Annotated in this window: 30 protein-coding genes and 1 pseudogene; 20 read left to right on the forward strand and 11 right to left on the reverse strand. The window is 45.5% G+C overall.

All coding sequences use genetic code 11. From position 1 onward, the window contains the following. Window positions 1-16: 16 nt before the first annotated feature. From AB1552_04550 to AB1552_04645, 20 genes and pseudogenes are all read left to right on the forward strand, one after another. The gene (locus AB1552_04550; protein ID MEW6053048.1) at window positions 17-403 is read left to right on the forward strand and encodes a hypothetical protein; all 387 of its coding nucleotides are present in this window, start codon (window positions 17-19) and stop codon (window positions 401-403) included. A gap of 269 nt (window positions 404-672) precedes the next feature. After that, entirely contained in the window at window positions 673-1,440 is a 768-nt protein-coding gene (locus AB1552_04555) for a 3',5'-cyclic-nucleotide phosphodiesterase (protein ID MEW6053049.1), read from the forward strand. A gap of 243 nt (window positions 1,441-1,683) precedes the next feature. Further along, window positions 1,684-1,887 (forward strand): hypothetical protein, encoded by a 204-nt coding sequence (locus tag AB1552_04560; protein ID MEW6053050.1) that lies wholly within the window; start codon window positions 1,684-1,686, stop codon window positions 1,885-1,887. Between the two features lie 320 nt (window positions 1,888-2,207). Then, window positions 2,208-3,281: a histidinol-phosphate transaminase gene (gene hisC, locus AB1552_04565; protein ID MEW6053051.1), complete on the forward strand. Its 1,074-nt coding sequence runs from the start codon at window positions 2,208-2,210 to the stop codon at window positions 3,279-3,281. Between the two features lie 130 nt (window positions 3,282-3,411). Continuing rightward, on the forward strand, window positions 3,412-4,002 hold the full coding sequence (hisB, locus tag AB1552_04570; GenBank protein ID MEW6053052.1) for an imidazoleglycerol-phosphate dehydratase HisB: 591 nt from the start codon (window positions 3,412-3,414) through the stop codon (window positions 4,000-4,002). Window positions 4,003-4,110: 108 nt separating this feature from the next. After that, window positions 4,111-4,893 (forward strand): carbon monoxide dehydrogenase accessory protein CooC, encoded by a 783-nt coding sequence (locus tag AB1552_04575; GenBank protein ID MEW6053053.1) that lies wholly within the window; start codon window positions 4,111-4,113, stop codon window positions 4,891-4,893. Beyond that, the gene (locus AB1552_04580) at window positions 4,893-5,744 is read left to right on the forward strand and encodes a universal stress protein (GenBank protein MEW6053054.1); all 852 of its coding nucleotides are present in this window, start codon (window positions 4,893-4,895) and stop codon (window positions 5,742-5,744) included. The genes AB1552_04575 and AB1552_04580 overlap by 1 nt, the downstream gene beginning before the upstream one ends. Then, on the forward strand, window positions 5,744-6,769 hold the full coding sequence (locus AB1552_04585; GenBank protein MEW6053055.1) for a sodium:calcium antiporter: 1,026 nt from the start codon (window positions 5,744-5,746) through the stop codon (window positions 6,767-6,769). The genes AB1552_04580 and AB1552_04585 overlap by 1 nt, the downstream gene beginning before the upstream one ends. A 139-nt stretch (window positions 6,770-6,908) precedes the next feature. After that, complete coding sequence (locus AB1552_04590) at window positions 6,909-8,228, forward strand: sigma-70 family RNA polymerase sigma factor (GenBank protein ID MEW6053056.1); 1,320 nt, start codon at window positions 6,909-6,911, stop codon at window positions 8,226-8,228. Window positions 8,229-8,407: 179 nt separating this feature from the next. Further along, entirely contained in the window at window positions 8,408-8,716 is a 309-nt protein-coding gene (locus AB1552_04595) for a hypothetical protein (protein MEW6053057.1), read from the forward strand. A 39-nt stretch (window positions 8,717-8,755) separates the two neighbouring features. After that, on the forward strand, window positions 8,756-9,325 hold the full coding sequence (locus tag AB1552_04600; GenBank protein ID MEW6053058.1) for a 5-formyltetrahydrofolate cyclo-ligase: 570 nt from the start codon (window positions 8,756-8,758) through the stop codon (window positions 9,323-9,325). A 54-nt stretch (window positions 9,326-9,379) separates the two neighbouring features. Then, a pseudogene (locus AB1552_04605) lies at window positions 9,380-9,649 on the forward strand (inositol monophosphatase family protein). A 97-nt stretch (window positions 9,650-9,746) separates the two neighbouring features. Next, window positions 9,747-10,310 (forward strand): GTP cyclohydrolase I FolE, encoded by a 564-nt coding sequence (folE, locus tag AB1552_04610; GenBank protein MEW6053059.1) that lies wholly within the window; start codon window positions 9,747-9,749, stop codon window positions 10,308-10,310. Window positions 10,311-10,346: 36 nt separating this feature from the next. Next, the gene (locus AB1552_04615; protein MEW6053060.1) at window positions 10,347-11,216 is read left to right on the forward strand and encodes a tetrahydrofolate dehydrogenase/cyclohydrolase catalytic domain-containing protein; all 870 of its coding nucleotides are present in this window, start codon (window positions 10,347-10,349) and stop codon (window positions 11,214-11,216) included. A 94-nt stretch (window positions 11,217-11,310) separates the two neighbouring features. Further along, window positions 11,311-13,332: an NAD(P)-binding protein gene (locus AB1552_04620; GenBank protein ID MEW6053061.1), complete on the forward strand. Its 2,022-nt coding sequence runs from the start codon at window positions 11,311-11,313 to the stop codon at window positions 13,330-13,332. Beyond that, complete coding sequence (locus AB1552_04625; GenBank protein MEW6053062.1) at window positions 13,329-14,000, forward strand: methylenetetrahydrofolate reductase C-terminal domain-containing protein; 672 nt, start codon at window positions 13,329-13,331, stop codon at window positions 13,998-14,000. Before AB1552_04620 ends, AB1552_04625 begins: the two co-directional genes overlap by 4 nt. A 248-nt stretch (window positions 14,001-14,248) precedes the next feature. Next, window positions 14,249-15,550 carry a phosphoribosylamine--glycine ligase gene (purD, locus tag AB1552_04630; GenBank protein ID MEW6053063.1) on the forward strand — a complete coding sequence of 434 codons (1,302 nt, stop codon included), beginning with the start codon at window positions 14,249-14,251 and terminating at the stop codon, window positions 15,548-15,550. 13 nt (window positions 15,551-15,563) lie between these two features. Beyond that, window positions 15,564-16,445 (forward strand): methylenetetrahydrofolate reductase, encoded by an 882-nt coding sequence (locus tag AB1552_04635; GenBank protein ID MEW6053064.1) that lies wholly within the window; start codon window positions 15,564-15,566, stop codon window positions 16,443-16,445. Between the two features lie 21 nt (window positions 16,446-16,466). Then, entirely contained in the window at window positions 16,467-16,868 is a 402-nt protein-coding gene (locus AB1552_04640) for a PilZ domain-containing protein (protein ID MEW6053065.1), read from the forward strand. A 43-nt stretch (window positions 16,869-16,911) separates the two neighbouring features. After that, window positions 16,912-17,274, forward strand: a complete 363-nt coding sequence (locus AB1552_04645) for a hypothetical protein (GenBank protein MEW6053066.1) — start codon at window positions 16,912-16,914, stop codon at window positions 17,272-17,274. A gap of 62 nt (window positions 17,275-17,336) precedes the next feature. Here AB1552_04645 and ybeY read toward each other — a convergent pair whose 3' ends face one another. The 11 genes from ybeY to AB1552_04700 form a co-directional block, all read right to left on the reverse strand. Further along, window positions 17,337-17,783 (reverse strand): rRNA maturation RNase YbeY, encoded by a 447-nt coding sequence (ybeY, locus tag AB1552_04650; protein MEW6053067.1) that lies wholly within the window; start codon window positions 17,781-17,783, stop codon window positions 17,337-17,339. After that, entirely contained in the window at window positions 17,677-19,290 is a 1,614-nt protein-coding gene (locus AB1552_04655) for an HDIG domain-containing metalloprotein (protein ID MEW6053068.1), read from the reverse strand. Before AB1552_04655 ends, ybeY begins: the two co-directional genes overlap by 107 nt. Beyond that, complete coding sequence (locus tag AB1552_04660; GenBank protein MEW6053069.1) at window positions 19,256-20,092, reverse strand: PhoH family protein; 837 nt, start codon at window positions 20,090-20,092, stop codon at window positions 19,256-19,258. The genes AB1552_04655 and AB1552_04660 overlap by 35 nt, the downstream gene beginning before the upstream one ends. A 142-nt stretch (window positions 20,093-20,234) precedes the next feature. Further along, complete coding sequence (locus tag AB1552_04665; GenBank protein MEW6053070.1) at window positions 20,235-20,930, reverse strand: SPOR domain-containing protein; 696 nt, start codon at window positions 20,928-20,930, stop codon at window positions 20,235-20,237. Continuing rightward, window positions 20,927-21,934 carry a tRNA preQ1(34) S-adenosylmethionine ribosyltransferase-isomerase QueA gene (gene queA / locus AB1552_04670; GenBank protein MEW6053071.1) on the reverse strand — a complete coding sequence of 336 codons (1,008 nt, stop codon included), beginning with the start codon at window positions 21,932-21,934 and terminating at the stop codon, window positions 20,927-20,929. The genes AB1552_04665 and queA overlap by 4 nt, the downstream gene beginning before the upstream one ends. Further along, window positions 21,921-22,907: a SpoIID/LytB domain-containing protein gene (locus AB1552_04675; GenBank protein MEW6053072.1), complete on the reverse strand. Its 987-nt coding sequence runs from the start codon at window positions 22,905-22,907 to the stop codon at window positions 21,921-21,923. Before AB1552_04675 ends, queA begins: the two co-directional genes overlap by 14 nt. A 6-nt stretch (window positions 22,908-22,913) precedes the next feature. After that, on the reverse strand, window positions 22,914-23,141 hold the full coding sequence (locus AB1552_04680; GenBank protein ID MEW6053073.1) for a DUF2905 domain-containing protein: 228 nt from the start codon (window positions 23,139-23,141) through the stop codon (window positions 22,914-22,916). 43 nt (window positions 23,142-23,184) lie between these two features. Further along, window positions 23,185-23,706 (reverse strand): epoxyqueuosine reductase QueH, encoded by a 522-nt coding sequence (locus tag AB1552_04685; GenBank protein ID MEW6053074.1) that lies wholly within the window; start codon window positions 23,704-23,706, stop codon window positions 23,185-23,187. 45 nt (window positions 23,707-23,751) lie between these two features. Next, on the reverse strand, window positions 23,752-24,810 hold the full coding sequence (ruvB, locus tag AB1552_04690; protein MEW6053075.1) for a Holliday junction branch migration DNA helicase RuvB: 1,059 nt from the start codon (window positions 24,808-24,810) through the stop codon (window positions 23,752-23,754). Continuing rightward, window positions 24,807-25,427 (reverse strand): Holliday junction branch migration protein RuvA, encoded by a 621-nt coding sequence (gene ruvA / locus AB1552_04695; GenBank protein MEW6053076.1) that lies wholly within the window; start codon window positions 25,425-25,427, stop codon window positions 24,807-24,809. The genes ruvB and ruvA overlap by 4 nt, the downstream gene beginning before the upstream one ends. Beyond that, window positions 25,424-25,915 (reverse strand): crossover junction endodeoxyribonuclease RuvC, encoded by a 492-nt coding sequence (locus tag AB1552_04700; protein MEW6053077.1) that lies wholly within the window; start codon window positions 25,913-25,915, stop codon window positions 25,424-25,426. Before AB1552_04700 ends, ruvA begins: the two co-directional genes overlap by 4 nt.

The following is a 25,915-nucleotide window of genomic DNA, read 5'->3' on the forward strand; positions in this document are numbered from 1 at the left end:
AACAAGGAGGACAAAAATGTCTGTCAATCATGAAGCAAGAAGATTACTCTCTGTCATCCTCGTATCCGTTGCGGTGATCTTGTCGGGTATGGCATATGTGCACGCAGATTCATCTGTATCTGTAATATCAGGAAGGCTGGCAGCGAAATATGACAGCCAGAACGGTACCGTAACAGCCATGGTAGCGGGATATTGCGAGAGCCAGCCGGTGACAATAGGCCCCTCAACATGGAAAATTGCAGAATGGGAGTTTGCCAACATGAATGCTGCAGACATTGCAAGAACCCTGTGTGGAGAAAATCATACCCTGCAGCGGGTAACGAAATCCTCCAATAACGGAAGGGAAATTGTCGCTGATATTGTCATGGTAAAAAATAAACCGGAGGGTCTGGCTGGACGATAACCCGGACAGAAAAAAGATGAATAATCGCGGCTCAATACGTTTTTTCTTTCCGGTATTACGTGGATGTATTCCTGGTATTATAAAGTGATGCTTCACGAACCCTCATAATCTGAGACACGAAGAATACCAGAGCATATACTGTGTCACTGCGTGTTCCTGGTTTTGCGTGTACGGCCTTTTTTGCGCAGTGTCTGCGTACAAGTCGTATACAAGGGTGCAGAGTAACTCTGCATGGTATTATCTGAAAGGTAAGGAATGCAAAAGAAGCGATGAGAATCAGGGTTATCGGATGTTCGGGTGCTGAATTTCCCGGACACAACGCTCCCAGTTTTGTGCTTGATGATGAAATAGTATTCGATGCGGGGAGTATTACTGATGTGCTCGACAAGAAAGCCCAGTTCAGAATAAAGAATATCTTTATTACACATGCACATCTTGACCACATAAAAAGCATCCCATTTCTTGCTGATAACGTTATTGTAGGAAGAAAAAAGAACCGTATCAATATACTGAGTATTGCTCAGGTGATCAGAACCATCAAACGCCATCTTTTCAACAGTTCTGTGTGGCCGGATTTTACAATTATCCCCAATCCTGAACATGCAATCATGAATCTTATTACCCTGAAAGCCGGTCTGACACTCAGGATAAACCGTTATTCGGTAACTCCATACAGGGTGAAACATCCTGTTCCCGCTGTCGGTTATCTGGTAGAAGACGATAGAAACAAAAGATTCTTCTACACGGGTGATACCGGCCCCACACCACAAACATGGAAAAACATAGGCAGGAGAAGGCTCAACTGCCTTATTATTGACGTCTCTTTTCCTGATGCTATGAGGGGTATGGCGGTGAAAACCGGACATCTTACTCCCGCGTTGTTACGGCAGGAACTGATGATGATGCACGACATGCCCGAAAGGGTATATATTAGTCATCCGAAACCCCAGTATATCAGAACCATCAGAAACCAGATCTCACGGTTGAAGCTGAACAATGTGAGGATATTAAGGGAAGGAGACATTGTTAAGATATGAGTATATATCCGGGCCTCAAAACAAATCAGAAAAACCCCCGCATTATTGCCTGTCATTCCGTTTAACCTTCTGTTACACAGGTGCATCTCTTTGTCAAAAACATTGTCAGGATATCAGGCCCGTTATACGTGACCCATATGTGACCGGATGCCTGATATCCTAAGCCCAGGAAAAGTTCAGTCGGAGTTGAACACACAATATTTCAATCGTATGACGCGGACAAAAACGAACAAAGGGGGCTCTGTGGAAAGTTATATACTCCGCATTTACCGTCGACAGGGGGACAATCCGATGAATTTCATCGGCATTCTCGAAGAGACTGGCACGGAAGAAAGAAAGTCGTTTACCAATTTGAATGAACTCTGGGATATCCTCAAATCACTCAAGAAAAGAGAAACGGGAAGGCAGAGAGATTATACTCAGAGAAGAACGTCAACCAGGGGATGAAAGCCGCTTGAAAGGAAAATTCCCCTCTGTGTTGATCTGTGACAAACGCGGACTCAAGGAACACTGTCAATTATTCCCGCAAAGGGATTGCCGTAAGTATCTATCGAGCGGACAAAATATGCTTTCTGAAGAATGAGATCAAATGAAGTCCATACATCAGCAATTATTTCCCTTCCTGTCATCTGACTGTCAGACATACTGAGCAAATTGTCAGAAGCGCAACGCAGATGCGGGAATGGTGCGTACGTTTTTGCGCTTACGGAAACAAGAAGTAACGTTTTCCCGCAGCATTTATTCCCTGAAAAAACCTTGCGAGACGAATGTGGCTGAAGTTATGGTATAATTCCTTTGCGATGGATCTAAAAAAATTAGTTAGGCCGAATGTGCATGCTCTTACCGCCTATGCCGCAAAAGAAATCCCCTGCAAAGTCAAACTTGATGCCAATGAAAGCCCTTATGGCTTCAAAAATGCAGCAAGGGCATTGAAATCATTCAAGACACACAGATATCCGGATCCGGAGGCGAAGGCCCTGAAAAAGCTCATAGCAAAGGATTTCAGAGTGAATCCGGAAAACATACTCCAGGGAAACGGATCTGATGAAATGATTTATTATCTGGTCACTACGTTCGGAGGTCCTGTACTTTATCCGGTTCCGACGTTCTCGATGTACGGGATCATCTCACAGGCAATAGGAGTGAGGAAACTTGGGATTCCCCTCGACAGTGCATTTGATATCGATATCGAAGGGTTTCTCAGGGAAATCAAAAAGACCAAACCGAGACTGATTTTTTTAAGTTCTCCGAATAATCCAACCGGCAACTGCTTTTCGTCTGACAGGATATTGCAGATCATAGAAGCTTCCAGGAAGGGAACAATAGTCGTTGTCGATGAGGCTTACCAGCCATTTGCAAGCAAAACAGGATTCCTTCCGCTTCTCGGTGATTACAGAAATCTCGTCATTATGAGAACGCTGAGCAAGATAGGGCTTGCGGGTCTCAGGATCGGGTTTCTCGTAGCGGACAGCGAGATAATTGAAGAAGTAAACAAGACCAGGCTCCCGTTTAATGTCAACTCATTGTCTCAGACGATAGCTGTCGAAGCTCTCAGAAGCAAGAAAGTGTTGAGGGCATATATATCATCCATAATTTCGGAAAGAGAGAAACTTTTTGCTGGGATGTCCGGGATAAATGGGGTAATACCTTTCCCGTCAGAGGCAAATTTTATTTTGTTCAGGGTGCCGCATCCTGAGAGAGTATATGCCGGGCTTCTGGAAAACGGGGTTCTTGTAAGGAACATGAAGGGCCTTGTGGATGGGTGCCTCAGGGTGACTGTTGGAACACCTTCGGAAAACAGGATTTTTCTCGCATCGCTCAGGAAGGTTGCAAAAAAATAGTGGGTCTTAGTCATCATACGACAGGAAATCTCATGATGGGTTACCTGCGCAGCTGAAATATGTGACGCGATTCAGGATTGATAAACCAGGAGAAAATAAGGAAAAGAACACAATAATACCGGGTGGAAAAATGAGGACAGCCAAAGTAGAAAGGAAAACCAAGGAGACTGATATAAAATCAGTGATCAATCTGGACGGAGAAGGAAAGTATACAGTCAGCACATCCATTCCATTTCTCGATCACATGCTTTCTCTGATGAGCAAACACGGGCTTATTGACCTAAAAATAAAAGCAAAGGGAGACATAGACATTGATTATCACCATACCGTTGAGGATATCGGCATCGTGCTGGGGAAGTCATTGAAGCAGGCCCTGGGTGATATGAAAGGCATTGCCCGTTATGGCCAGGCTTCGGTGCCGATGGATGAGGCACTTGCCTCGGTGACGCTTGATATCAGTGGAAGACCTTATCTTGTCTACAAGGTTACATTTCCCAAAAAAGCGAAACTCAGAAATTTCGATCCTGATCTCGTTGAGGATTTTCTCCAGGCCTTTTCGAGCAGCAGCAGCATCACACTGCATGTTGAATCTTCATACGGGAGAAATACCCATCACATTATTGAAGCCATATTCAAGGCGCTTGGCAGGGCACTCAGACAGGCTGTTGCGATAGATCCCCGTGTGAAGGGCGTTCCGTCAACAAAAAAAGTGCTGGGATGAGAGGAAGTATTCGTTTTTTCCGGTCTTTTCACATAAGGGGATGAGGATAATTTACAAAACAATGTGTGACGATAGGGTTTCTTTCTTCACAGCGAGATAAACTTACCTATGAAAATCGCGATAACAGGAAAAGGTGGTGTGGGAAAAACAACACTTGCCTCTCTGCTGGCACATCTCTACGCAGAGGAGGGGAAAAGGGTTATTGCGGTAGATGCTGATCCTGATGCAAATCTTGCATCAGCGCTGGGGGTGTCAAAAACAGATGCGGAAAAGCTGAGGCCTATCACAGATATGGCTGATCTGATCGAAGAGCGCACAGGCGCAAGACCGGGACGTCCCGGCGGAATGTATAAGCTCAATCCCAAGGTCGACGACCTTCCCGAGGGCATAGGACTTACACTTAACGGAATTATCCTGCTGACCATGGGGAAGCTGAAAGATGCAGCTTCGGGGTGCTATTGTCCTGAAAACGTACTTTTGAGAAACCTGCTTAAGCATCTGATGGTTGACAGAAGTGAAGTGGTGATCGTCGATATGGAAGCAGGGATAGAGCATCTCACACGTGGGACTGCAGAGGCTGTGGACATTTTTATCGTGGTTGTGGAACCGGGGCAGAGAAGCATAGAGACGGCGAAAACTGTTTTTGGTATGGCCAGGAACCTTGGAGTGCAGAAAGTTTATGTTGTCGCGAACAAAGTGAGGGGCAATGAGGATATTCGTTTCATAAGTGAACATATCGGAGGAATGGATATTGCAGGGGCGCTTTCATACCGAAATGCTGTTATAGAAGCGGATATGAAGGGGGTATGCCCGTATCGTTTCTCTATCGAGACTGTCGATGAAGTACGGGATCTGAAAAACAGAATCGAAAAAGACTTTTCTGTTCCATAATGAATATCGAGAAGATTCTTGCCGGTATAGATTTCGGAAAGGATGCAGAGCGGGTGCTGTCATATGCCTTGTATATTGCCACGGCGTATGAAGCTTCTGTAAGTCTCCTGTATATCATTGACTATCTTGTCACGCCTCCCTCATATCTTGCACAGTATATCGATGAGGAGAAAAAGGCTGCTGAACGGAAGTTTGAAACCATGAAAAAACAAATGAACGAAGCCGGGATCGAGACCAGAACAGATGTTATCGTCGGCAGACTCAGGGAGTCTTTTGCAGCAGCTGCAAAAAACACGGGAGCAGACATGCTCATACTGGGTTTCATGTCTCATGTTTTCCGGAGGAGCAGTTCAGAGAAACTTATAAAAGGCCTGAGGATCCCAATGCTTGTAGTGAGGGGAGAGAAGGCTGCGGCTGCAAAATTTGGATCAGTCAAAGTCAGAAAAGTGCTCTGTCCGACTGATTTTTCAGGTCCTTCAGGGAACGCTGTTGAATATGCCAAGGCATTGAGTGCAAAGGTCTCGGCAGAAATGCATATCTTGCATGTGTCATCTCACCACTTGCTCAAGAAAATGCGGGTATCTGAGGAGAGAGACAGGTCAATAGAAGATTTGAAAGAAACAGCACAAGAACAGTTGAGTAAATTACTTGTGTCTAATGACATCGCAGGAAAGGGTATACTGGATGAGGGAGATCCCGAAAAGAGAATCGTCGCGTGTGCTGAGGACAAAGATATTGATTTAATAGTTATGGGTGCCAGAGGACTGGGACTCATGCAAGGGATGTTGGTTGGAAGTGTAACCGATGCAGTCCTGAAGGCATCACCCTGCCCCGTTCTCGTGATACACTGATGATCTCTGAGATACTTTTTCTTGTATTTGGGCTTCTGCTGATTCTGCTTGCTGCAGAGGTATTTACCAACGGGATTGAAACTTTCGGAAGAAAATTCTCCTTTTCGCAGGCAGTTGTGGGAAGTCTCTTTGCTGCTGTTGGTACTGCCTTGCCGGAAACAATCCTCCCTATCGTCGCAATTCTTTTTTACCGCGGACATGCATCAGAAGAGATAGGTATTGGAGCGATACTGGGGGCGCCTTTTATGCTGTCTACCCTTGCGTTTTTTCTCATTGGGTTGACTGTAGCGGTTTCATACGCAAAAAAGAGGCGAAGGTTCGAGATTCAGGCAGAGGTCAGCACAACAAAGAGAGATCTCATGTTCTTCATGCCCCTGTATTCGTTAGCCATACTCTCACCGCTGTTCGGAGGGAAATCCCTTTTACTGGCAGTTGCCGTTTTCCTCATATTGGGATATGTCTATTATGCATACAGGACGTTCCGTTGTGAAAGCGCATGCATTGAACACGCCGAGGAAATGTATCTCTTCCGGTTATTCAGGCATATCAGAGTCATCAGGAAAGAGCATTCCCCCCTTGTTCTTATTCTCATACAGGTGCTGGGGGCTCTTGCCGTAATGATTACCGGGGCCCACACCTTTGTAGAAAGTCTTGAGCACATTTCTGTTCGTTTCGGAATGAATCCGTTGCTTTTTGCACTGATTCTGGCGCCGATAGCAACAGAACTCCCTGAAAAGTTCAACAGCGTCACATGGACCTGGAAGGGGAGGGATACTCTTGCAATCGGCAACATAACCGGAGCAATGGTGTTCCAGTCGACCTTCCCCGTATGCGTAGGGCTGCTATTCACTAACTGGAAACTGACAGGTATGGCAATGCTGTCGGCTGCCATAGCGTTGACATCAACACTGATCGTCCTTTTGGAGATCACCATCAGAAAACGCATATCGCCGTTTACCATGATTTGCGGCGGAGGTTTCTATCTCTTATATGCGATTATACTGGTTGCCGGTAACAGTCAGTGAGTTCCCTCTCCTGCAAAATTTGTTAATCGTTAACCGGTTGCGGTAATTCAGAAATTCTCTTTCACCGTGATATTGTGATCTGTATCACATCATTTTTTATATTGTTATAGTAATTTGTACATAAAAGAGGTTATATGTGATGAAAGACGCTGACGTGTTAGATGCGATAATGAAGCATGACGGAACGCATGAATTCCTGTATCAGGACATGCACAGAGATATTCTGTCGACCGATGATTTTTCCGATCATACATCCGAAGACGTGGAGGATCTTCCTGCAGATCAGCATGATGATGTTTCTTCATATGCCGAACAGGCAGAGAATGATGGCACGGAAGATCTTCAAGATTCCGGAAACAACGGAGACATGGTGCAGGCGTATTTCCGCTCAATGGGAAAGGTCATGGTACTTACAAGAAAGGAAGAATCTGAACTGGCAAAAACCATATATGAAGGGGAAAGAACAATTAAAAGAGCGATAATCAAGCTTCCTCTCTACAAAAAGCTTGAAGCGAGTCATTACAGCAAGAAATCAGGAGAGGATACACAGCATTCTGATGCAGATAAAAGGGATGAAATACTGAAAACCTGTCTGGCAATGCTTGATAATTTTATGTCTTCGGCAAGCCGCGCAGAATCACGGAACAGAAAAAATGACGCTTCACGGGATGCAGAAATGTCCATTAATGAAATGAAAAGCATTTACAGGAAGATTACCATGGCAAGGAAGGCAGTCCTTGAGTCCAAGAATGAGCTTATCACGCGAAACCTCAGACTGGTAATCAGTATTGCAAAACACTATCTGGGAAGAGGACTCTGTTTTCTCGATTTGATACAGGAGGGAAACATCGGGCTTATCAGGGCAGTTGAAAAGTTTGATTACAGAAGAGGTGTCAAGTTCAGTACCTATGCGACCTTATGGATAAAGCAGTTCATCACGCGTGCAATCATGGACCAGGCGAAAACCATTAGGGTTCCGACAAATATCATGGAACAGTATAATGGAATCATAAAAGCTGCCAGGGAGCTGTCGTTGCTGTTCGGAAGGGAGCCTTTGACCGAAGAAATCGCAGATAAGGTAGGCATTGATCCCTGCAAGGTTGAAAAGGTGTTGAAGTCGGTTCAGGATACAGTGTCACTTCATACGGTTATTGGAGATGATGACAAAACACTCGAAGAATTTGTGCGTGATGAAAAGGGGATGTCACCATACGATGCGCTCGAATCCCATGTGATTACCGAAAAAACACTCCAGACACTCAGGACGCTTAACCCCAAAGAGGAAAAAGTGATACGAATGAGATACGGCATCGGACTTGACAGAGATTACACTCTTGAAGAAATAGGAAGATATTTTGCTGTTACCAGGGAAAGAGTGAGGCAGATAGAGAATACAGCCATAAAAAAACTCCGGCACCCGAACAGACAAAAAATGCTGCGGTCATTGACGACTGCGTAATTCTCTCTCTCCGGTAAAGATAATGCGTTGCACATATGAATATCAGTATATATGACCGCATTTCATTTCTTCCCTGAGCTCACCAGAAAACCATTTCCCGCAAGGGCTGTTTCAGAAGGATAATCAGACAGAAAAAACCTCTTATGGACTTAAGACCGCAAGGAGGTTTATAATTTTTTATGAATATTTTTAGAATACTGTTCGGGCTTATCTTCAGCATATTCCCATTGATAATACTTGCCAGGTTCTACCGCGGGAGGTTCCTCTTTATCACGAATCCTTACATGAAAGGCGGTCTGATGGGGTTTCTGCTCTGGCTGTTTATCGCGCTTTTGTTCTATATTGATGCGGTCTACGGCATATTAGGAATGCTTGAGGGTGAACAGGGACATGCGTTTTTTTCGCTGTTCATGTCATCAGTTCATGGTTTCATAACCGGAGGGGTAATCATCGGTGCGTTTCATAAAAAACTTGGATGGAAGAGATGATAGGAAAAGATTTTACATGAATCCGGAACAGATCATTGCATGACAGAGAAAAAAACTATAAGGAATGCAGTCATCAGAAAAAGGGACAATATCTCGCTTGATGAACGGAAGAGAAAAAACGATGAGATAAAAAATTATCTGCTTTCAATCGAGGAATTTTCTTCATCGGATACAGTATGTCTGTATGCTGCATTCAGATCAGAAGTCGCAACGTCAGAACTCCTGAAGGCATCGATGGCAGACGGCAAAAAAGTTTTGTTGCCAAAGGTAGACAGGGACGGACATACGCTGAAGTTGTACGAAATAAGGGATATGAAGGAATTGCAGGCAGGATTCATGGGAATACCGGAACCTTCTCCTTCAGATAACAGGCTCGCATCGATTGATGAAGTCGATGTTGTTGTCATACCGGGAGCAGCATTCGACTATTCCGGAAACAGGCTTGGATACGGGGAAGGATACTATGATATCCTTTTGTCCGGGAAAAAAGGAAAGGTAACGATAATAGCCCTTGCATATGAAGAACAGATCGTTGATGCACTACCCGCAGAGGACCATGACGTGAAAGTGGACATTATCGTGACTGACAAAAGGGTCATAAGGATATGAGCAATAGCACATGACGACGATAGACACATGATATCTGATTTCCTTGAGACCGCAATTACTGCGGCCAGGAGGGCAGGTTCCGCTGCGCTGGATCTTGCCTATCTTGCATCAGGGAGATGTGACGGGTTTTTCGAGATAGGTCTCAGCCCGTGGGACATTGCTGCAGGAGAGTTGATGGTAAAAGAGGCTGGTGGAGTGATTACGGATTTCGGAGGTGGCAGTGAATATCTGAAAACAGGAAATGTTGTTGCGGGAGTACATGAAATACACGGATTTCTCCTGAATGAGATTCAATCAGTATTCATGGGGGTTATCGACAAATAATATGCAAAACTGTACAAAGATGAGGGTTTCTTTTTTGACATGCAACAATAACAAATGCTAAAATTCACAAAAATTACCCGAGGTTTTCTGGAGAAATATGGATCTGAAAAAAATAGAAAAAGGCGTGCGACTTATTCTCGAAGGCGTCGGTGAGGATGCTGAACGCCCCGGCTTAAAGGATACCCCTGAGAGAGTCGCAAGGATGTACCAGGAGATATTGGCCGGACTTGAAACCCCAACCGAAGAGCTGCTAAAAACGATCGAGGGTGAAAGTCATGATGAGATGGTTCTGCTGAAAGACATCCCTTTTTACTCTATCTGTGAACATCATCTGCTTCCTTTCATAGGAAAAGTACATGTGGCCTACATTCCCTCGGGAGGCAAGATAGTCGGACTCAGCGAGCTTGTAAAATCAGTTGAGGTACTGGCAAAAAGACTTCAGGTACAGGAGAGGATGACAACCCAGCTTGCTGATCTGATAATGCATAAACTGAAACCAAAGGGAGCAATGGTGATTATCGATGCGGAACACCTGTGTATAAGCATGAGAGGGGTAAGAAGGCCGGGTTCCAGAACAGTTACTTCTGCTGTGAGGGGGATCTTCCGTTCTAAACAGTCCACAAGAGATGAGTTACTGGAACTTATCAAGAAAAGAGATTAGTGCCAATTCCTGTATTTAAAGAAAGGAGTGAGATATATGTCAGCACTTATTATCAAAGGTTCAGAGATCGCAAAGAAAATTAAAGAAGAACTTAAAGTTGAAATATCTAATATGATGAATAATAATATTATTCCAGGTCTTGCTACTATCCTCGTGGGACAAGATGAAGCCTCAAAAGTGTATGTTGGCGCGAAGGAAAAAACCTGCAAGGAGCTTGGGATTAAATCTGAGAGGATAGATATTCCTGAGGATACAACAGAGGAAAATCTCCTGTCCATCATTGCCAGACTGAACAAAGACCCGGAAATCCATGGGATTCTTGTGCAGCTTCCATTGCCCAAACATATCAATGAGACCAAAATACTCTATGCCATTGACCCGGGAAAAGATGTTGATGCTTTTCATCCTGTAAATGTGGGGAAACTGATGCTTGGTGTCCCGGATTTTCTTCCATGCACCCCGAACGGAATCCAGCAGCTTTTAGTTCGTTCAGGTATCGAGACAGATGGCGCAGAGGTGGTGGTTGTGGGGAGGAGCAACATTGTCGGCAAACCGATTGCTAATATGCTGATCCAGAAAAACAGGAAGGGTGCGAACGCTACTGTTACCATATGCCATACAGGCACAAAGGATATCGCATCACATACACGAAGAGCGGATATTTTGATTGTGGCATCGGGAAAACCGAAGACGGTGACTGCCGATATGGTGAAAGAAGGGGTTGTGGTGATAGATGTGGGAGTGAACAGGTTAGAAACAGGGTTGGTGGGCGATGTTGATTACGAGCCTGTCAAGGAGAAAGCCAGGGCGATAACCCCGGTGCCTGGCGGTGTCGGACCAATGACTATTGCTATGCTCATGGTGAATACCGTGAAATCTGCAAAGATTCATGCTGGAATTCAATAGGGAGGGCAAAAAGGCAAGGGCATTCTTTTCCCTGAAAGACATTTTATAATAAAGTATATGCTATTTTAAAATATATTTAGTGAAGGCGGAGGTTATGTCCACTTACAGTGTTCCACCTTGTCAGGCAGCATGCCCGATACATACCAATGTGCGGGGGTATGTGGCTGCCATAGCAAAAGGGGATCAGGAAGAGGCATACAGAATCATCCGTCAGGTCAACCCATTTCCCTCTTCCTGTGGCAGGATCTGCACAAGACCATGCGAATCCCGTTGCAGGCGTGCGCAAGTCGATAACCCGGTATCCATCAGGGCTCTCAAAAGGTTTGCCGCAGATACCGCAAAAAAATTCAGGGAAAGCGGACATCCGGCAATAAAATATACTGAAACGATAGCTATCATAGGAAGCGGACCGGCCGGGCTGACCGCAGCACATGACCTTGCACGACTCGGGTATAAAGTCACTGTTTATGAAGAGCAAAAGAAACTCGGGGGAATGCTGCGCGAGGGAATCCCCGATTACCGGCTTCCAAAGGACCTGGTGCAGGATGAGGTTGAAGCAATCCTGTCGCTCGGTGTTGAAGCAAAAACCGGCCTGTCTCTTGGCAAAGACATCAGTCTTGATTCACTTCTGAACGAGTATCAGGCAGTTTTTATTGCAGTTGGAAGCCAGAAAAGTCTAATGCCCCAGTTCAAGGGAGTTGAACTGAAAGGGGTAATTGCAGCAGTGGAATTTCTCAAGCAGGTGAGCAAAGGAATGAAACCTCATCTGGGAGATAAGGTCGTCATTATAGGTGGAGGTCATACGGCGGTGGATGCCGCAAGGACATCTGTACGTCTTGGCGCAACGGATGTGACCATTGTGTACAGAAGAACTGTTGATGAAATGCCGGCGGGACGTGAAGAAGCAGAAGCTGCGGAAAAGGAAGGAATAAAAATACTCTATCTTGCAGCCCCCGTTGAGTTCACAGGTGAGGAAAACGTCCGGACCGTGAAATGTATCAGGATGAAGCTTGGCGAGAAGGATGCCTCCGGCAGAAACAGACCTGTTCCGGTAGAGAACTCTGAATTTGCAATAGAGGCTGATACGGTTATCCTTGCCATAGGCTATACTCCTGATCCCGCTGTTCTAAGGGAAAGTGGTCTGGAACTCAATAGAAAAGGCACGGTACTTGTAAAGGATTCCAGGGGAATGACCAATATTGGGGGGGTATTTGCTGCAGGTGATGTTGTGAGCGGCCCTTTGAGTGTTATCGATGCGATTGCTTCGGGAAGAAGGGTTGCCGAAACAATCCATCGCTTTTTCCGGAATCTTGAAGACAAGGAACCTGATAAATATATTCCTTTAGTGGATATTGAGAAAAAGGTTCTTGCGCGTATCCGGATGGCTGAGCGGCAGAAGATGCCGGTTCTCGAGCGTGAAAAATGTCTTCGCAGTTTTGATGAAGTTGATCTGGGTTTTACCCCGGAACAGGCAGCCATGGAAGCACAGCGCTGTCTTAACTGCGGCGCAGGTGCACAGGTATCTGATACCTGCGCATCCTGTCTTAACTGTGTCCGTATTTGTCCGTTTGAAATACCTTTGCCGGGAAGAGAGAGCGCAGAGATTGATCTCAGCCAGTGTCAGGCGTGCGGAATCTGTGCTTCAGAATGCCCTGCATCAGCCATTCATTTGGGAGTTGAGTCAAAGCATGCCTGGCGTACGGAAGCTGATAAGGTGATAGAACGTGCGCGTGAAGAAACACCAGAGATACTGATTATTGGAATATATTGCAGATACGGATCACCGATAGGTCCGCCCTTTGAAGGAGAAAACGTTTATTGGATCGGAACGTTCTGCACCGGGAGGGTGAATGAAACACAATTCCTTTATCTGTTCGAAGCGGGAGCTGAAGGGGTTGCTGTTCATGGATGCGGAGATGAAGCATGCCACTTCATCAATGGAGGAAACTGGGCGAAAAGACACCTGGCCAGTGCCGGCAGAATTCTGCATGATACCGGCATTGGCGCGGAACGTTTATGCAGTATCTCTGACGAAGAGGAGTTTTTTCTTTTCAGAGAAAAAATAGAGGATCTTGGTATAAATCCTGTCAGGAAAGGGAAGAAGGTGGGAGTATGATTGTTGCCGAGATGAAGTCTTTTCATGAAATAAAGGAAATGCTTGAAGAGTATAAGAAAATCCTCGTCTTGGGATGCGGTTCGTGCGTCACAGTATGCATGAGCGGAGGACAGAAGCAGGCTGAACTTCTTGCAACTGCCCTCAGGATGGCTTCAAAAGCAGAAGGCAGCGGACGTGCTATCAGTGAACTTACTATCCTCAGGCAGTGTGATCCGGAATTTGTGGAACAGATTCGGGATGAAGCAGCCAAATACGAGGTGATCATCTCTATGGCGTGCGGTGCAGGTGTTCAGGGGATGTCAGAATGGCTTGAGAAGATCCCTGTTGTGCCTGCTATGAATACCAGGTTTATCGGGATGACAGATGGCAAAGGCACATGGCTTGAAGTATGTGCTGCGTGCGGTGATTGCGTGCTTTCCATGACGGGCGGAATATGTCCTGTTGCTTCCTGCCCTAAGGGAATACTGAACGGGCCTTGCGGAGGAAACAAAAAGGGCAAATGCGAGGTTAGCCCTGACGTCCCCTGTGCATGGGTAAGGATCTATGAAAGGATGAAAAAGCTGGGTAAGCTTGATGTCCTAAAGCAGGAGTCGGGGGCAAAGGACTGGTCCAAGGCACAGACCCCGGGGAGTTACAGAATAAAAGAAGAACAAGGATTTAGCGAATAGTGCTGGTTAGCAACAGCAGTGATATTCTTCTTGACGATGAATGAGTAAGTTGCTTTTGTCCCCGCTCAGAAAGCAATTCCGCAATTGAAACACTTTCCCCGTCATAGACTGTGCAAAAAAGTGAAATCTCTCTTCCGAACAACGATGAGATACTGTTACAATAACGGCTACGCAAACGCATCTTGTGGCAATGAAAAACAGCGCATCGAATCAATAACACAAAGAAATCAGAAAGGGCTGAATATATCATGAAAGTGATCGTTGTTGACAGCGGGGGGAGAGGACATGCAATTGCCTGGCAGTTCAAGAATGATCCGAATGTTCAAGAGGTAATTTGCACGCCAGGGAATGCGGGAATCGCCCTTGATGTAAGATGTGAACAGGCAAGGACGAATGAGGAGATTCTGGAACTTGCAAAGAAGGAAAAGGCTGATCTTGTCTTTGTCGGCCCGGAAAGCCCTCTTACGAATGGTATTGTTGATCTTTTTTCTGAAGCGAAGATACCCATAGTCGGTCCGCAGAGGAGAGCGGCAATTCTTGAGGGAAGCAAGGCCTATACAAAGCTGCTTTGCAGGGACCTGGGCGTTCCGGTAGCAGAATTTGAGGTGTTTGATGATCCCGGAAATGCAAAAAACTATGTTGCTTCTGTGAAATATCCAGTTGTTGTGAAGGCTGATGGGCTTGCACAGGGCAAGGGGTCGATTGTCTGTTCTGATGCGGAAGAAGCCTTCCGAGCAATCGACCAGTTGATGGTAGAAAAGGTTTTTGGTGAAGCGGGACAGACTGTGGTAATCGAAAAAAGACTGTATGGCACGGAGATTTCATTTTTTGTGTTTACCGACGGGGAAAATATTGCACCCATGCCTGTTGCACAGGACTATAAAAGGGCTTTTGACAATGATGAGGGGTTGAACACAGGGGGAATGGGTGCATATTCTCCGCACAGTCTTGAAGGGGAAGACCTGACCAAAATGATCTGTGATAAGGTTGCAAATCCCCTTATTAGGGGGTTCAGGGAAAAAGAAGGCGTTCCTTACAGAGGGATATTCTACTGCGGGCTGATGCTTGTTGACGGAATTCCGAATCTCCTTGAGGTGAATGTGCGATTTGGTGACCCTGAGGCCGAGGTGATTCTTCCCCGCTTAAAAACTCCTCTGAGCGATATCAGCCTGCAGATAATCAGCGGTGTGCTGAGCGACAAAAAAGTCGAGTGGTCCCGGGAATATTACTGCGGTGTTGTCGCTGCGCAGGGAAGAACGAAACAGGTCAGGCACGGGAAGAGCAAAGGCTGGTATCCGGGATATCCTTCGCGGTATGGCAAAGGATATCCTGTGTCCGGATTGGAGAAGATACAGGATCCCGACTGCAAGATTTTTTTTGCAGGCGTGAATTATCATGAAACAAAAGGGATGATTACGGACGGAGGAAGGGTTCTCCACGTTGTGGGAAGGGGGGACACCCTTCAGGATGCGAGAGATGTTGCCTACAGGAATATCAGCAAAATATCGTTTGATGGTATTCGTTACAGAACCGATATAGGCAGGGAATAACAAGGAGGGTGCTATGACGTTTCGTGAGGCAGTCAAGTCAGGGGAATTTGTTGTCACAGCCGAAATCGGGCCTCCCAAGGGAACTGATATAACGGAAATGATGCATCATATCGAACTTCTGAGCGGAAAGGTGCATGCGGCGAACATAACTGACAACCAGTCTGCTGTGATGAGAATATGCTCCCTTGGCGTATGCAGAATATGCCTTGAGAATGGGCTCGAGCCTGTTCTTCAGATGACATGCAGAGACCGAAACAGGATAGGTCTGCAATCTGATTTGCTGGGAGCATATGTGCTCGGCATCAGAAATGTTCTCTGCATGACAGGAGATCACGTGGCAGCTGGCGACCACAAGGCTGCAAAGCCTGTGTATGATGTCGAATCTGTGCAACTCCTCAGAATAGTCGATTCCCTGAACGCAGGGAAAGATATGGCGGGAAATGTACTGAAAGGAGGAACAGATTTCTTTCAGGGGGCAGTAGTGACACCGGAGACGGATTTTCTTGAACCTCAGCTCATGAAATTCGAGAAAAAAGTAAAAGCCGGTGCGCAATTCTTCCAGACACAGGCCATTTACGATATGGAGAAATTCAGAGATTTCATGCAATATGCACGGGGGTTTCCAGTTAAGATACTGGCCGGTATTGTTCTTCTGAAATCGGTCGGCATGGCAAATTTTATGAATAAAAATGTTCCTGGTATCAGGGTTCCGCAGGAACTTATTGATGAACTGAAGGCAGCCGGAAAGGAAAATGCTCTCGAAACAGGACTAAACATTGCTGCACGTCATATCAGGAAACTCAGAGAAGAAGCTATATGTGACGGCGTCCATATCATGGCCATAGGAATGGAAGACAAGGTGCCAGCTATCATGGAAAAGGCAGGTTTGCTATAATAATACCAGGCATATAACCGTATGAAGAAGAAAGCAGCAGGAGAAATACGCAAATGGCAGCGCTATCATTTTTTCGGCAGTGCATCGGTGCGCGTTGCTCGGTCCAAGGCCCCTATTGAAGCCATGATAGCAAACATTTCACTTTCAGGCATCGGGTTGTATTCATCAAAGCCCATAGGAAAAGGAAAAAAGGCTGCAATGACGATTGCCTTTCTGGACAAGGATGGAAAAATCCTCAAAGATTCCATCACGGGGAAAGTCGACTGGCAGAAAAAGTTCAGAAATATCTACCTTGCCGGCATTCTTTTCGATGAAGAACCGAATGTGCTCTCTCAGCCGAAACTCATGGAGCACCTCACATGGCTGATAGATACCTATGATCTCCCTCAACCCTTCCGGGACAAAAGGATAGCAATGCTGTAAAATTGCTCGGGAAACGCTTCAGAAAATTGTACCCGGCGTTACTATGGAATACAGTGGTCTTATCCATGAAATGATACTGGAACATGTCAGGAAACGCTTGTCCAGAGAGTACAGGGAAATAAAAGTAAACAGGGCAGGAGGAACAAGTCACCACTATCAGGGGCACCGTCCCGATATGATCCTTGGCAACCATGGAATTGTTCTTGGTCTGCTAGAAGTTGAGACGGCTGACACCATCTCGGAAGATCAGGCGGAACAATGGAAGAAACTTTCGGGCCTTGGGGTTAAACTTATCCTCATGATTCCTAAGGAGATGAAAGTGAAGGTGACGGATCTGCTGTGGACCAAAGGGATTATGGATAAAGTATCAATCGGCACGTATGACATTTCCGTTTCCATGCCATAATATGTGCACTTTCACCACCTGGCGGGAAACCGTTCATTGCATATCAGGAACCCGTCGGGGTGCTATTTCAGCAAAGCGGTCAGTTCCCGTTCCTTTGTCTCCATTCTCTCCTTCTGATACCTGTTTATTTCATGGTCGTAATGGATAAGGTGCAGGAGACCATGAACAAGAAGTCGTGAGAGTTCGTCATGAAAGGAAGTGCCGTATTCAGATGCCTGTCTCTTTGCTTTATGGAGATTGATTACGATATCCCCTAGCAATAAATGATGATTCCCGGCATCTGAAAGACGGAAGCCCGCATCAGTCTGCGGAAAAGACAATACGTCGGTTGTCCTGTCCACTCTGCGGTATGTGCGGTTAAGGACCCGCATCCTCCTGTCACTAACGAGAAGGACGCTGATTTCAGCCCTGCGGAGACCGAGGTGACGGAGCGCTTTCCTGAGAAGCCCTGTTATCTTCTGCTGATTTGCCTTTACCAGCCTTTGCTGATTCCTTATAGAGACCTTCATTTGAAAAATCGAACCCCGGATAATCTATCCTTCTGTGAAATATGCCTGTGAGAATATAGGTGAAACGTTTTTTGATTTCATGGATATCCTTCAGGGTAAGTTGGCACTCATCGAGTTGTCCTTCAAGAAAAATATGATTGATAATCCTGTCCACCAGAGAAGAGATCCTTGAAGGTGTAGGATCATTCAGCACCCTTGATGCAGCCTCAACCGCATCAGCCATCATGACGAGCGCAGCGACGCGTGTTTGGGGTTTGGGACCGTGATATTTGTAGTCCTCCTCTACCGGAACGACATTATCTCCTTTTTCCTTAGCTTTCTGGTAAAAATAGCTGATGAGCATGTTGCCATGATGCTGCTGAATGATATCAATGATCGGTTCGGGAAGTTTGTGCTGCTTTGCGAGATCGACTCCTTCCTTGATATGGTTGATAATGATCATGCTGCTCATGTGTGGAGTGAGCTTGTCATGTTTGCTCGGAGAACTGCTCTGGTTTTCAACGAAATAATCTGGCATCTTTATTTTTCCTATGTCATGATAATAGGCGCTTACCCTTGCGAGTAAAGGGTTGACGCCAACAGCTTCTGCAGCAGACTCAACGAGGTTTCCGACTATAACACTGTGGTGATATGTTCCTGGTGCGGTAACCATAAGGTTTTTCATAATCGGCTGGTTGAGGTCAAGCAGTTCGAGAAGGCTTATGTCAGTAGTAACCTTGAAAGTATATTCAATTGCAGGCAGAAGAACAGAGACAATTGCAGCGACACTTATTCCCCCAAGGGCTGCGAACAGGATAGAAGAAGGAGCCTTAATAGTAAAAAGATCACCCTTAAACAATAAAATAATAATGACGGTAACGACATTTGATGCAATTACAAAGGCACCTCCCTTGAGGATTCCGGACCTTTTCTTGCACCTTATGACGGCAAACGCAGCAGTGATGCTTCCCACAAATGCATAAAAGGCAAAGGATGCGTCATTGAGCCATACCCCGGTGAGCAGACTGACCGTAAAACAGAAGGTGATTGCGGTATGAAAATCAAAAAGAAGGGAGACAAGCATGGCTCCGGCAGGAATCGGAATGCCGAAAATTGCGCTATCAAGGTGCTGATACTCAAGCCCCTTTGAAAGATTGTACAGAAGAAAGGAAAATAGCCTTCCGATCAGGAGAGTGCCGGTGAGGAGCAGGCCGAGAAGGAGAAGCATGTTGTATTTCTTGATATATGCTGGTTTATATCTCATGATGTCGCGGTAGAGGATAAACATCAGGAGGGATGAGATCATGAAACCGCCGATGAGTTGTTCGGGACCGAAATTGCCCTGTATCGACAACGCAGCAAGAAGACCGCAGACTATGATGAAATACAGAGGAACAAGCGTATCTTTTTTGGAATAGCGTGCTTGTTTGCCGTTTCCTTTATCCGGGCTTCCGTTGAGGAAGGTCTTTAAGAAGGAGAAGAGTTTAGTGGTCTTATTCTTCGGCTGATCGTTTTTCATATTTTTCATATGCCTTGACAATCTCCTGGACCAGCTTGTGCCGTACCACATCCCGTTCCGAGAAATAGATGAACTTGATACCTTCAATGGCGCTCAGGATTCTCCCCGCCTCAATAAGCCCCGACAATTTGCCGTGCGGGAGGTCGATTTGTGTGATATCGCCGGTGATGACCGTCTTGGAACTATAGCCGAGTCGTGTGAGATACATCTTCATCTGTTCGGATGTGGTATTCTGGGCCTCATCGAGTATGATAAAGGAATCGTTGAGCGTTCTTCCCCTCATAAACGCCAGGGGAGCGATTTCAATTATTCCGCGATCGACAAGTTTCCCGACTTTTTCCGGCTCCATCATATCGAAGAGCGCATCATAAAGAGGCCTGAGATACGGATTTACTTTTTCGAACATATCGCCGGGGAGAAATCCGAGTTTTTCACCTGCTTCCACTGCAGGTCTTGCAAGAACTATCCTGCTGACCTGTTTTTTCAGAAACGCATTAATTGCCATTGCCATTGCGAGATATGTCTTGCCTGTCCCGGCAGGTCCGATACCAATGACAATATCATATTGTTTTATTGCTTCTATATACTGGCGTTGAGTTTCTGTCTTTGGAATAATGAATCGCCTTTTTGAGGAAACAGGGATGTTATTCAGGAAAAGATCCTTCACGGAGACATATTCTCCCTCCCGTGCCATAGATCTAAGCGCAAAGCGAATATCTTCGGGACTGAGATTATATCCTTCCGAACTTATTGAGCGGATGTCACGGATGATCTTTTCTGCCTTTTCGGTAAGTGTATTCTCGCCCTGCAAAAAAATCTTGTTCCCTCTCTGGGAGATGACAATGCCAAGGGATTCCTCTATTATTTTAAGACTTCTGTCAAGCTTTCCGTTCAGCAGGTCTGTTTCTTTATCGCTGTCGAGCTCTATTTCTAATGTAACCGTAGAATCCTCCTTATGGCCTGAATGATACGAATGTTTTTAGCCCTTCGGTCTTTTTCAGCCTGACCGAGAGCAGTTCGGCTTCTTTTCTGGAACTGAACTCTCCAACCATGACCTTGAAAAGCTTTTCATGTTTTTTGGTCCGGAAGGGAAACACAGAGGTTTTATAGCCCTTTTTCTGGAGTTTTTCCGAGAGGGTATCTGCATCAGCCTCGCTCTTGAATGCCCCTGCCTGAACAGTATATTTTCTTGTTTTCGCAATTCCCTTATCATTTTTTACTGCATTTATCTCTCGTGCTTTGTTGAGGGTAATCCCGGAATTTGACGATTCATGCGATTGTGTGGAAGCGGACTGCTGAGATAGATCACCTGGAGCGGCTATAGCTTTTTTTGCTTCCGGCCTGTTTTTCACATCACTGGTTTGGACAGGGGGTGATTGCGGGGTTGGAGTGTCTGGTCCTGCTGTTTGGGCTTCCTTATCTGATTGCAGTTCATGAGGTTTGCTGTTTGACAGAGGGACACTGCCCGAGGTAGTGCGTTCCTGCAGAGAAAGAGACGATATCTGATTTTCGAGTACGGGATTATAGCTTTTTCCCACCAAAAACCCCAGTACAAAACTGAGGGAGGAGGTAATTACGAGCGACAAGATAATAATTCCTTTCCCGACGAAAAGTACGGACGACTTGTCTTTGGATTCAGTCTTTTTCATAAAATAAGCATAGCATCACCATAAGAGAGAAATCTATACCCTTCAGCAATTGCTTCCTTATACGCCTTCATCAGCGTATTGAAACCACAAAGGGCAGAGACGAGCATGAGTGGAGTGGATCTTGGCAGGTGAAAGTTAGTCACCAGTGAATCGATTGCCCGAAATGAATATCCGGGATATATGAATATTCCGGTTGTCCCCCTGAGTATTCCATTCAGGGAGAGCATTTCACAGTTCCCGCTCATGCAGCCTTCCAGAGTTCTGGTAGTCGTAGTTCCGACAGAGACTATTCTTCTTCCTAATGCCTTGGTTTTTGCGATTTCAGATAATAATTCTGCGTCCATTTCAAAGTACTCAGTATCCATGACATGATCCTGCACATGATCTGCCCTGATAGGCTTGAAAGTGCCAATCCCCACATGCAGTGTAAGTTCCCGCAGGATGATGCCCTTTCTGACGATTTCTCGGAGAAGGGATTCAGTAAAATGAAGTCCTGCAGTCGGTGCAGCTATGGAACCTTCCTCTTTTGCAAAAACAGTCTGGTAGGTTTCCTTGTCTGTTTCATCAGGAATACGTTTTATATAAGGGGGCAGTGGCATGCTTCCATATTTCCAGATAATCTCCCGAAAATCTCCTTGACATACGAATTTTGCGGTCTTGCCGTTCACAAGTTCAACCTGCAATTCATCAGATATGTGCAGGTTTCCTGTAAAATTACCCTTTGTAAGAACTTCCCATGAATCATCGCCTGTCTTTCTAACAAGAAGCATTTCTATCGCACCGCCGCTCTTTTTGAATCCGGTGATTCTGGCGGGAAAAACCTTTGTATTGTTTAACAGGAGCATGTCGCCCGGATTGAGATAGGAAGGAAAATCAGAAAACAAGGAATGTATGACTGTGCCATCTCTGTGAAGCACAAGAAGGCGGGAACCGGTACGGTCCTTTTGAGGTCTTTTTGCGATAAGAGATTCAGGAAGAGAAAAATCGAAATCAGTGATTTTCATAGAGCTGTAAAGTTGTGCCCGGGTAGAAAAAGGCGAGAATGTCTTTGTAGTTTTGTCCTTCACGAGCCATTTTAAGGGCACTCCACTGGCAAAGACCGACTCCGTGACCATACCCTTTGCCTTCGAATATCAGCAAATTACCGTTTTTTGATACTGTAAAATTTGTGCTCGGCAGATTTTTCCACCCAAGCGCTTTTCTCATTTCATTGGCGCTCATGGTAAATGTTTTAGAGTTAGTAATAATCTCAATATGTTTCACTCTGTTTGTTAAAGTAAATGATTTAATAATAATGTCTTTGATCCCGGATATATTCATAATTCTTTCGATTTCAGAAACCTGAAATGTCCTTTCCCATTCCGTATAAGGTGACAAATCGCAGTGTGACTCCACAGATTTCAGATATGGGTAGCTTTTGCCAAATACGTCTTCGGGATTTTCTGTCTTTCCTCCGCATGTTGAATGGTAAAGTGCCTCAATAACTCGCCCTTGATAGGTGAGTATTTCTCCTCGGGTCTGTTCTACCGCATATGCAATCCTGATATCAGGATTGTTGCCCTTGTACACCTGATGCAGTACAGAAGAGGCAAGATGATACAGGGAACTTCCGTTTCTTGATTTCTGATAGAGGGCATATGTCCTTGAGATGACAGCCTGTGCCTTAAGTGCTTCTATATCCCAGTCGTTCCGAACTTCCACAGCAACAACATCCTTGATATACTCCTCGAGCGGCAGTTCGTTGATGATATAGAGACCGTCGTTTCCTCTCCAGACATCGATATCACCGGAATACCGTGTCCCCATGACAAGCAGTTCCCCCTTAATGCTGCCGAGTCTCTCGAGTTTTTCATTCTTTGCAGGAATTCTGTCATACACATCATTCACAATCAGAACTTTGATTTTCTCATCAGCATGAACGTGCACTGAAGAGAATACAAGGGAAAATATGACAACAAAAACGATAATTTTATCCAATATGAACTACTTCCTCCGTAAAAGGAAAAAAATTAGCGTCAGCAGCAGGCTCAGAAGTATGCTTGTGGCAAGGGGAAAGTAAAAGGTGAAGTTTTTTTTCTGGACAAGCATATCTCCCGGAAGTTTGCCAAGCCATGGCAATTTTCCTGAAAACAGCAGGATGCCACCGATTATAATGGCCCCGATCCCCAGGATGACAAGTAATCTGCCGATTTCCTGTATGCCGTCGGTCATTGGTTTCTTTTCTTGATTATTGTTTTGCATGGTACAGACTGTTTCATTTCTTTTTCATGTGTCTTTCCATTTCCGAGTAGATGCAGCCGCAATATCTCTGCCTGTAGAGGCCAAGTTCTTTTGATATACGCATTCCTTCCTTCCATCCGGGTCTGAAATCTTTAAAATGAAAAGGTATGGAATATCTTTTGGATGCTTCCATACCTGTATATAGTATCATATCAAATTTCTGATACGGACTTACAAGAAGAGATGTGGTAAAGCCGTCGAGATGCATCTTTTTTGCGGTTTTTGCGGTTTCTTCAAGTCTCATCGAATAACAGATTGCACATCTGTCTTCTTCGTTATGCACTGTAGCGCGGATAAATTCCCTGAGTCCGTAGTAATCGCAATATTCAATTTCGAGGTGCCAGGCTTTTTCGAGTCTCTCAACCGCATCGAGACGCATTTGGTATTCAGAATATGGATGAATATTTGGGTTCAGCCACAGACCCCTGATATCAATCCCTTCTGAAAAAAGGATTTTAATGGGGTAAAGGCAACAATTTGCGCAGCAGATATGCATTAAAAGCTTCATAAGCGGCTAATTATTTGTCATCTGAAAAATGCATCAGGAACGTTGTTTGCTTTTGGATCCTTCAAAAAGACTCAATTCGTTCTTATGTTGTACATTCAGGTGAGAATATGCTTTTTCTGTTGCTTTCCGACCCTGCGAAGTCCTGATTATGTAACCTGTCTTCAGGAGATACGGTTCAATGACATCCAGCAGCACATCAGTTTCTATCTGAAGCGTTGAGGCAAGTGCCTCGATCCCAACCGGGCCGCCTTTATAGTTAAGGATCACCGTCTGAAGAAGCTTTCTGTCGGTTTCTCCGAGACCGGATTGATCGATTCCCTCCAGCAACAACGCTTCAACAGAAACATCTTTTGTAATTCTCCCGTGGGCTCTTACCTGTGCATAATCACGGACGCGCTTGAGAAGTCTGTTTGCGACTCTTGGTGTGCCTCTTGCCCTGCAGGCAATTTCGTACGCGCCTTCCTGATCGATCTCGATATCCAGAATTGTTGATGAACGTTTTACGATATTTACCAGGTCTTTTTCGCTGTAAAAATCGAGTTCCCTGGTGATACCGAACCTTTCCCTGAGCGGAGCAGAGAGGAGTCCAGATCTTGTTGTCGCACCAATCATGGTAAAAGACTCAAGGCGGTAACGATGTGTCCGGGCATGTGCGCCTTTGTCAAAGATAAAATCAACTGCAAAGTCCTCCATGGCGGGATAAAGGAATTCTTCAACGATTTTTGGAATGCGGTGTATTTCATCAATGAACAGGATGTCGCCCTTTTCAAGATGCGTGAGAATGCCCATAAGATCTCCGCCCTTTTCGAGGGCAGGACCAGATGAGGTTATTATTCTGGTTCCCATTTCATTGGCTATTATGTGAGCCAATGTTGTCTTTCCAAGGCCGGGAGGACCGTTAAGAAGAATGTGATCAAGGGATTCTTTCCTCTTCAGGGCTGCCTCTACCGCGATTTTCAGTGTTTCAACAACCTTGTCCTGACCGGTATATTCGGAAAGCCATTTGGGCCTGAGCGTAATGATGTTTTCTTCCTCCGGAGAGGAAAGGTCTCTGAGGATATCCGGGGGGTTCCTGTGTTCTTCATGAATCATTTTTTCTGCCCCCTGTATACTTCTTCGAAAAGCTCCTCTGAGGAATTTATGCGGGGATTTCTTTCAATCGCGTCCTGAATCATTGTACGTGCTTCCGTATATTTGTGTCCGAGCTGCGTTACCAGCACGTCCTCGACCTCTTTTGTGAAATCCTCAGCCAAAGGAGGCGCTGACTCCTCTTCACGGATGAGTGCATATTTCGCGACTTTTCCATTCAGCGTTGCGATGATCTTTTCTGCTTTTCTCTCTCCTATGCCTTTCAGCTGCTTCAGTGCCTTCACATCTTTGTCTTCGATGGAGCGCGCTATTTCCCTTACCGGCTTTGTCAGCGCCTTTACCGCCGCAGAAGGTCCAATGTCTTCGACCGATATGAACAGTTCAAAGAATTCCTTGTCAAGGGAATGAAGAAATCCGACAAGGACTGGTTTGGGCTGCCGCTCTGTCTGGTTGAAAGAGACGTACAGTTCAAGTTCATCCGAATCGACGCTGGTGCGCTTGATCTTGTTCATCACATATGCAGGGATTAAGATATCATATCCTACAGAGTTTACGACAAGGGTTAATCTGTCTTCATGGGCATGGCTGAAACGAAGAATTCCTTTCAGATATGATATCATCCTGTCTTTTCCCTTTTCATAATTTTCCGGTTGAATGCCGTAAGGGCTATTGCCAGCGCGTCAGATGCATGGAGGGATTTTATGCTTTCAATCCTGAGCATTTTTGTGACAGCAGACTTGATCTGGTATTTTCCTGCCCCTCCATGCCCGACAAGCGAATTCTTGATTTCCCTTGGGGCAATCTCAAGCAATGCGATACCATTCTGCGAAACGGACAGATATATAATACCTAAAACACTTCCCAATAATATACCGGCCCTCGGATACTTGACCAGTGAGAATACATTCTCTACAGCTATCAGTTCAGGGTGCAGGGAGTGTATCAACGCATCTATGTCTGTATGGATGTGCGACAGCCTCGACGAGATATGATCAGCAGGGGAAGTCCTGATGTGTCCGCAGGTTACCAGCGAAGGGATGCCGTTTATGCATTGAATTGCTCCAAAACCTGTTGTTGCTAAGCCTGGATCGATGCCAAGTATTATCAT

It is taken from the genome of Nitrospirota bacterium (genome assembly GCA_040754395.1).
In the GTDB taxonomy this organism is placed as follows: domain Bacteria; phylum Nitrospirota; class Thermodesulfovibrionia; order Thermodesulfovibrionales; family SM23-35; genus JBFMCL01.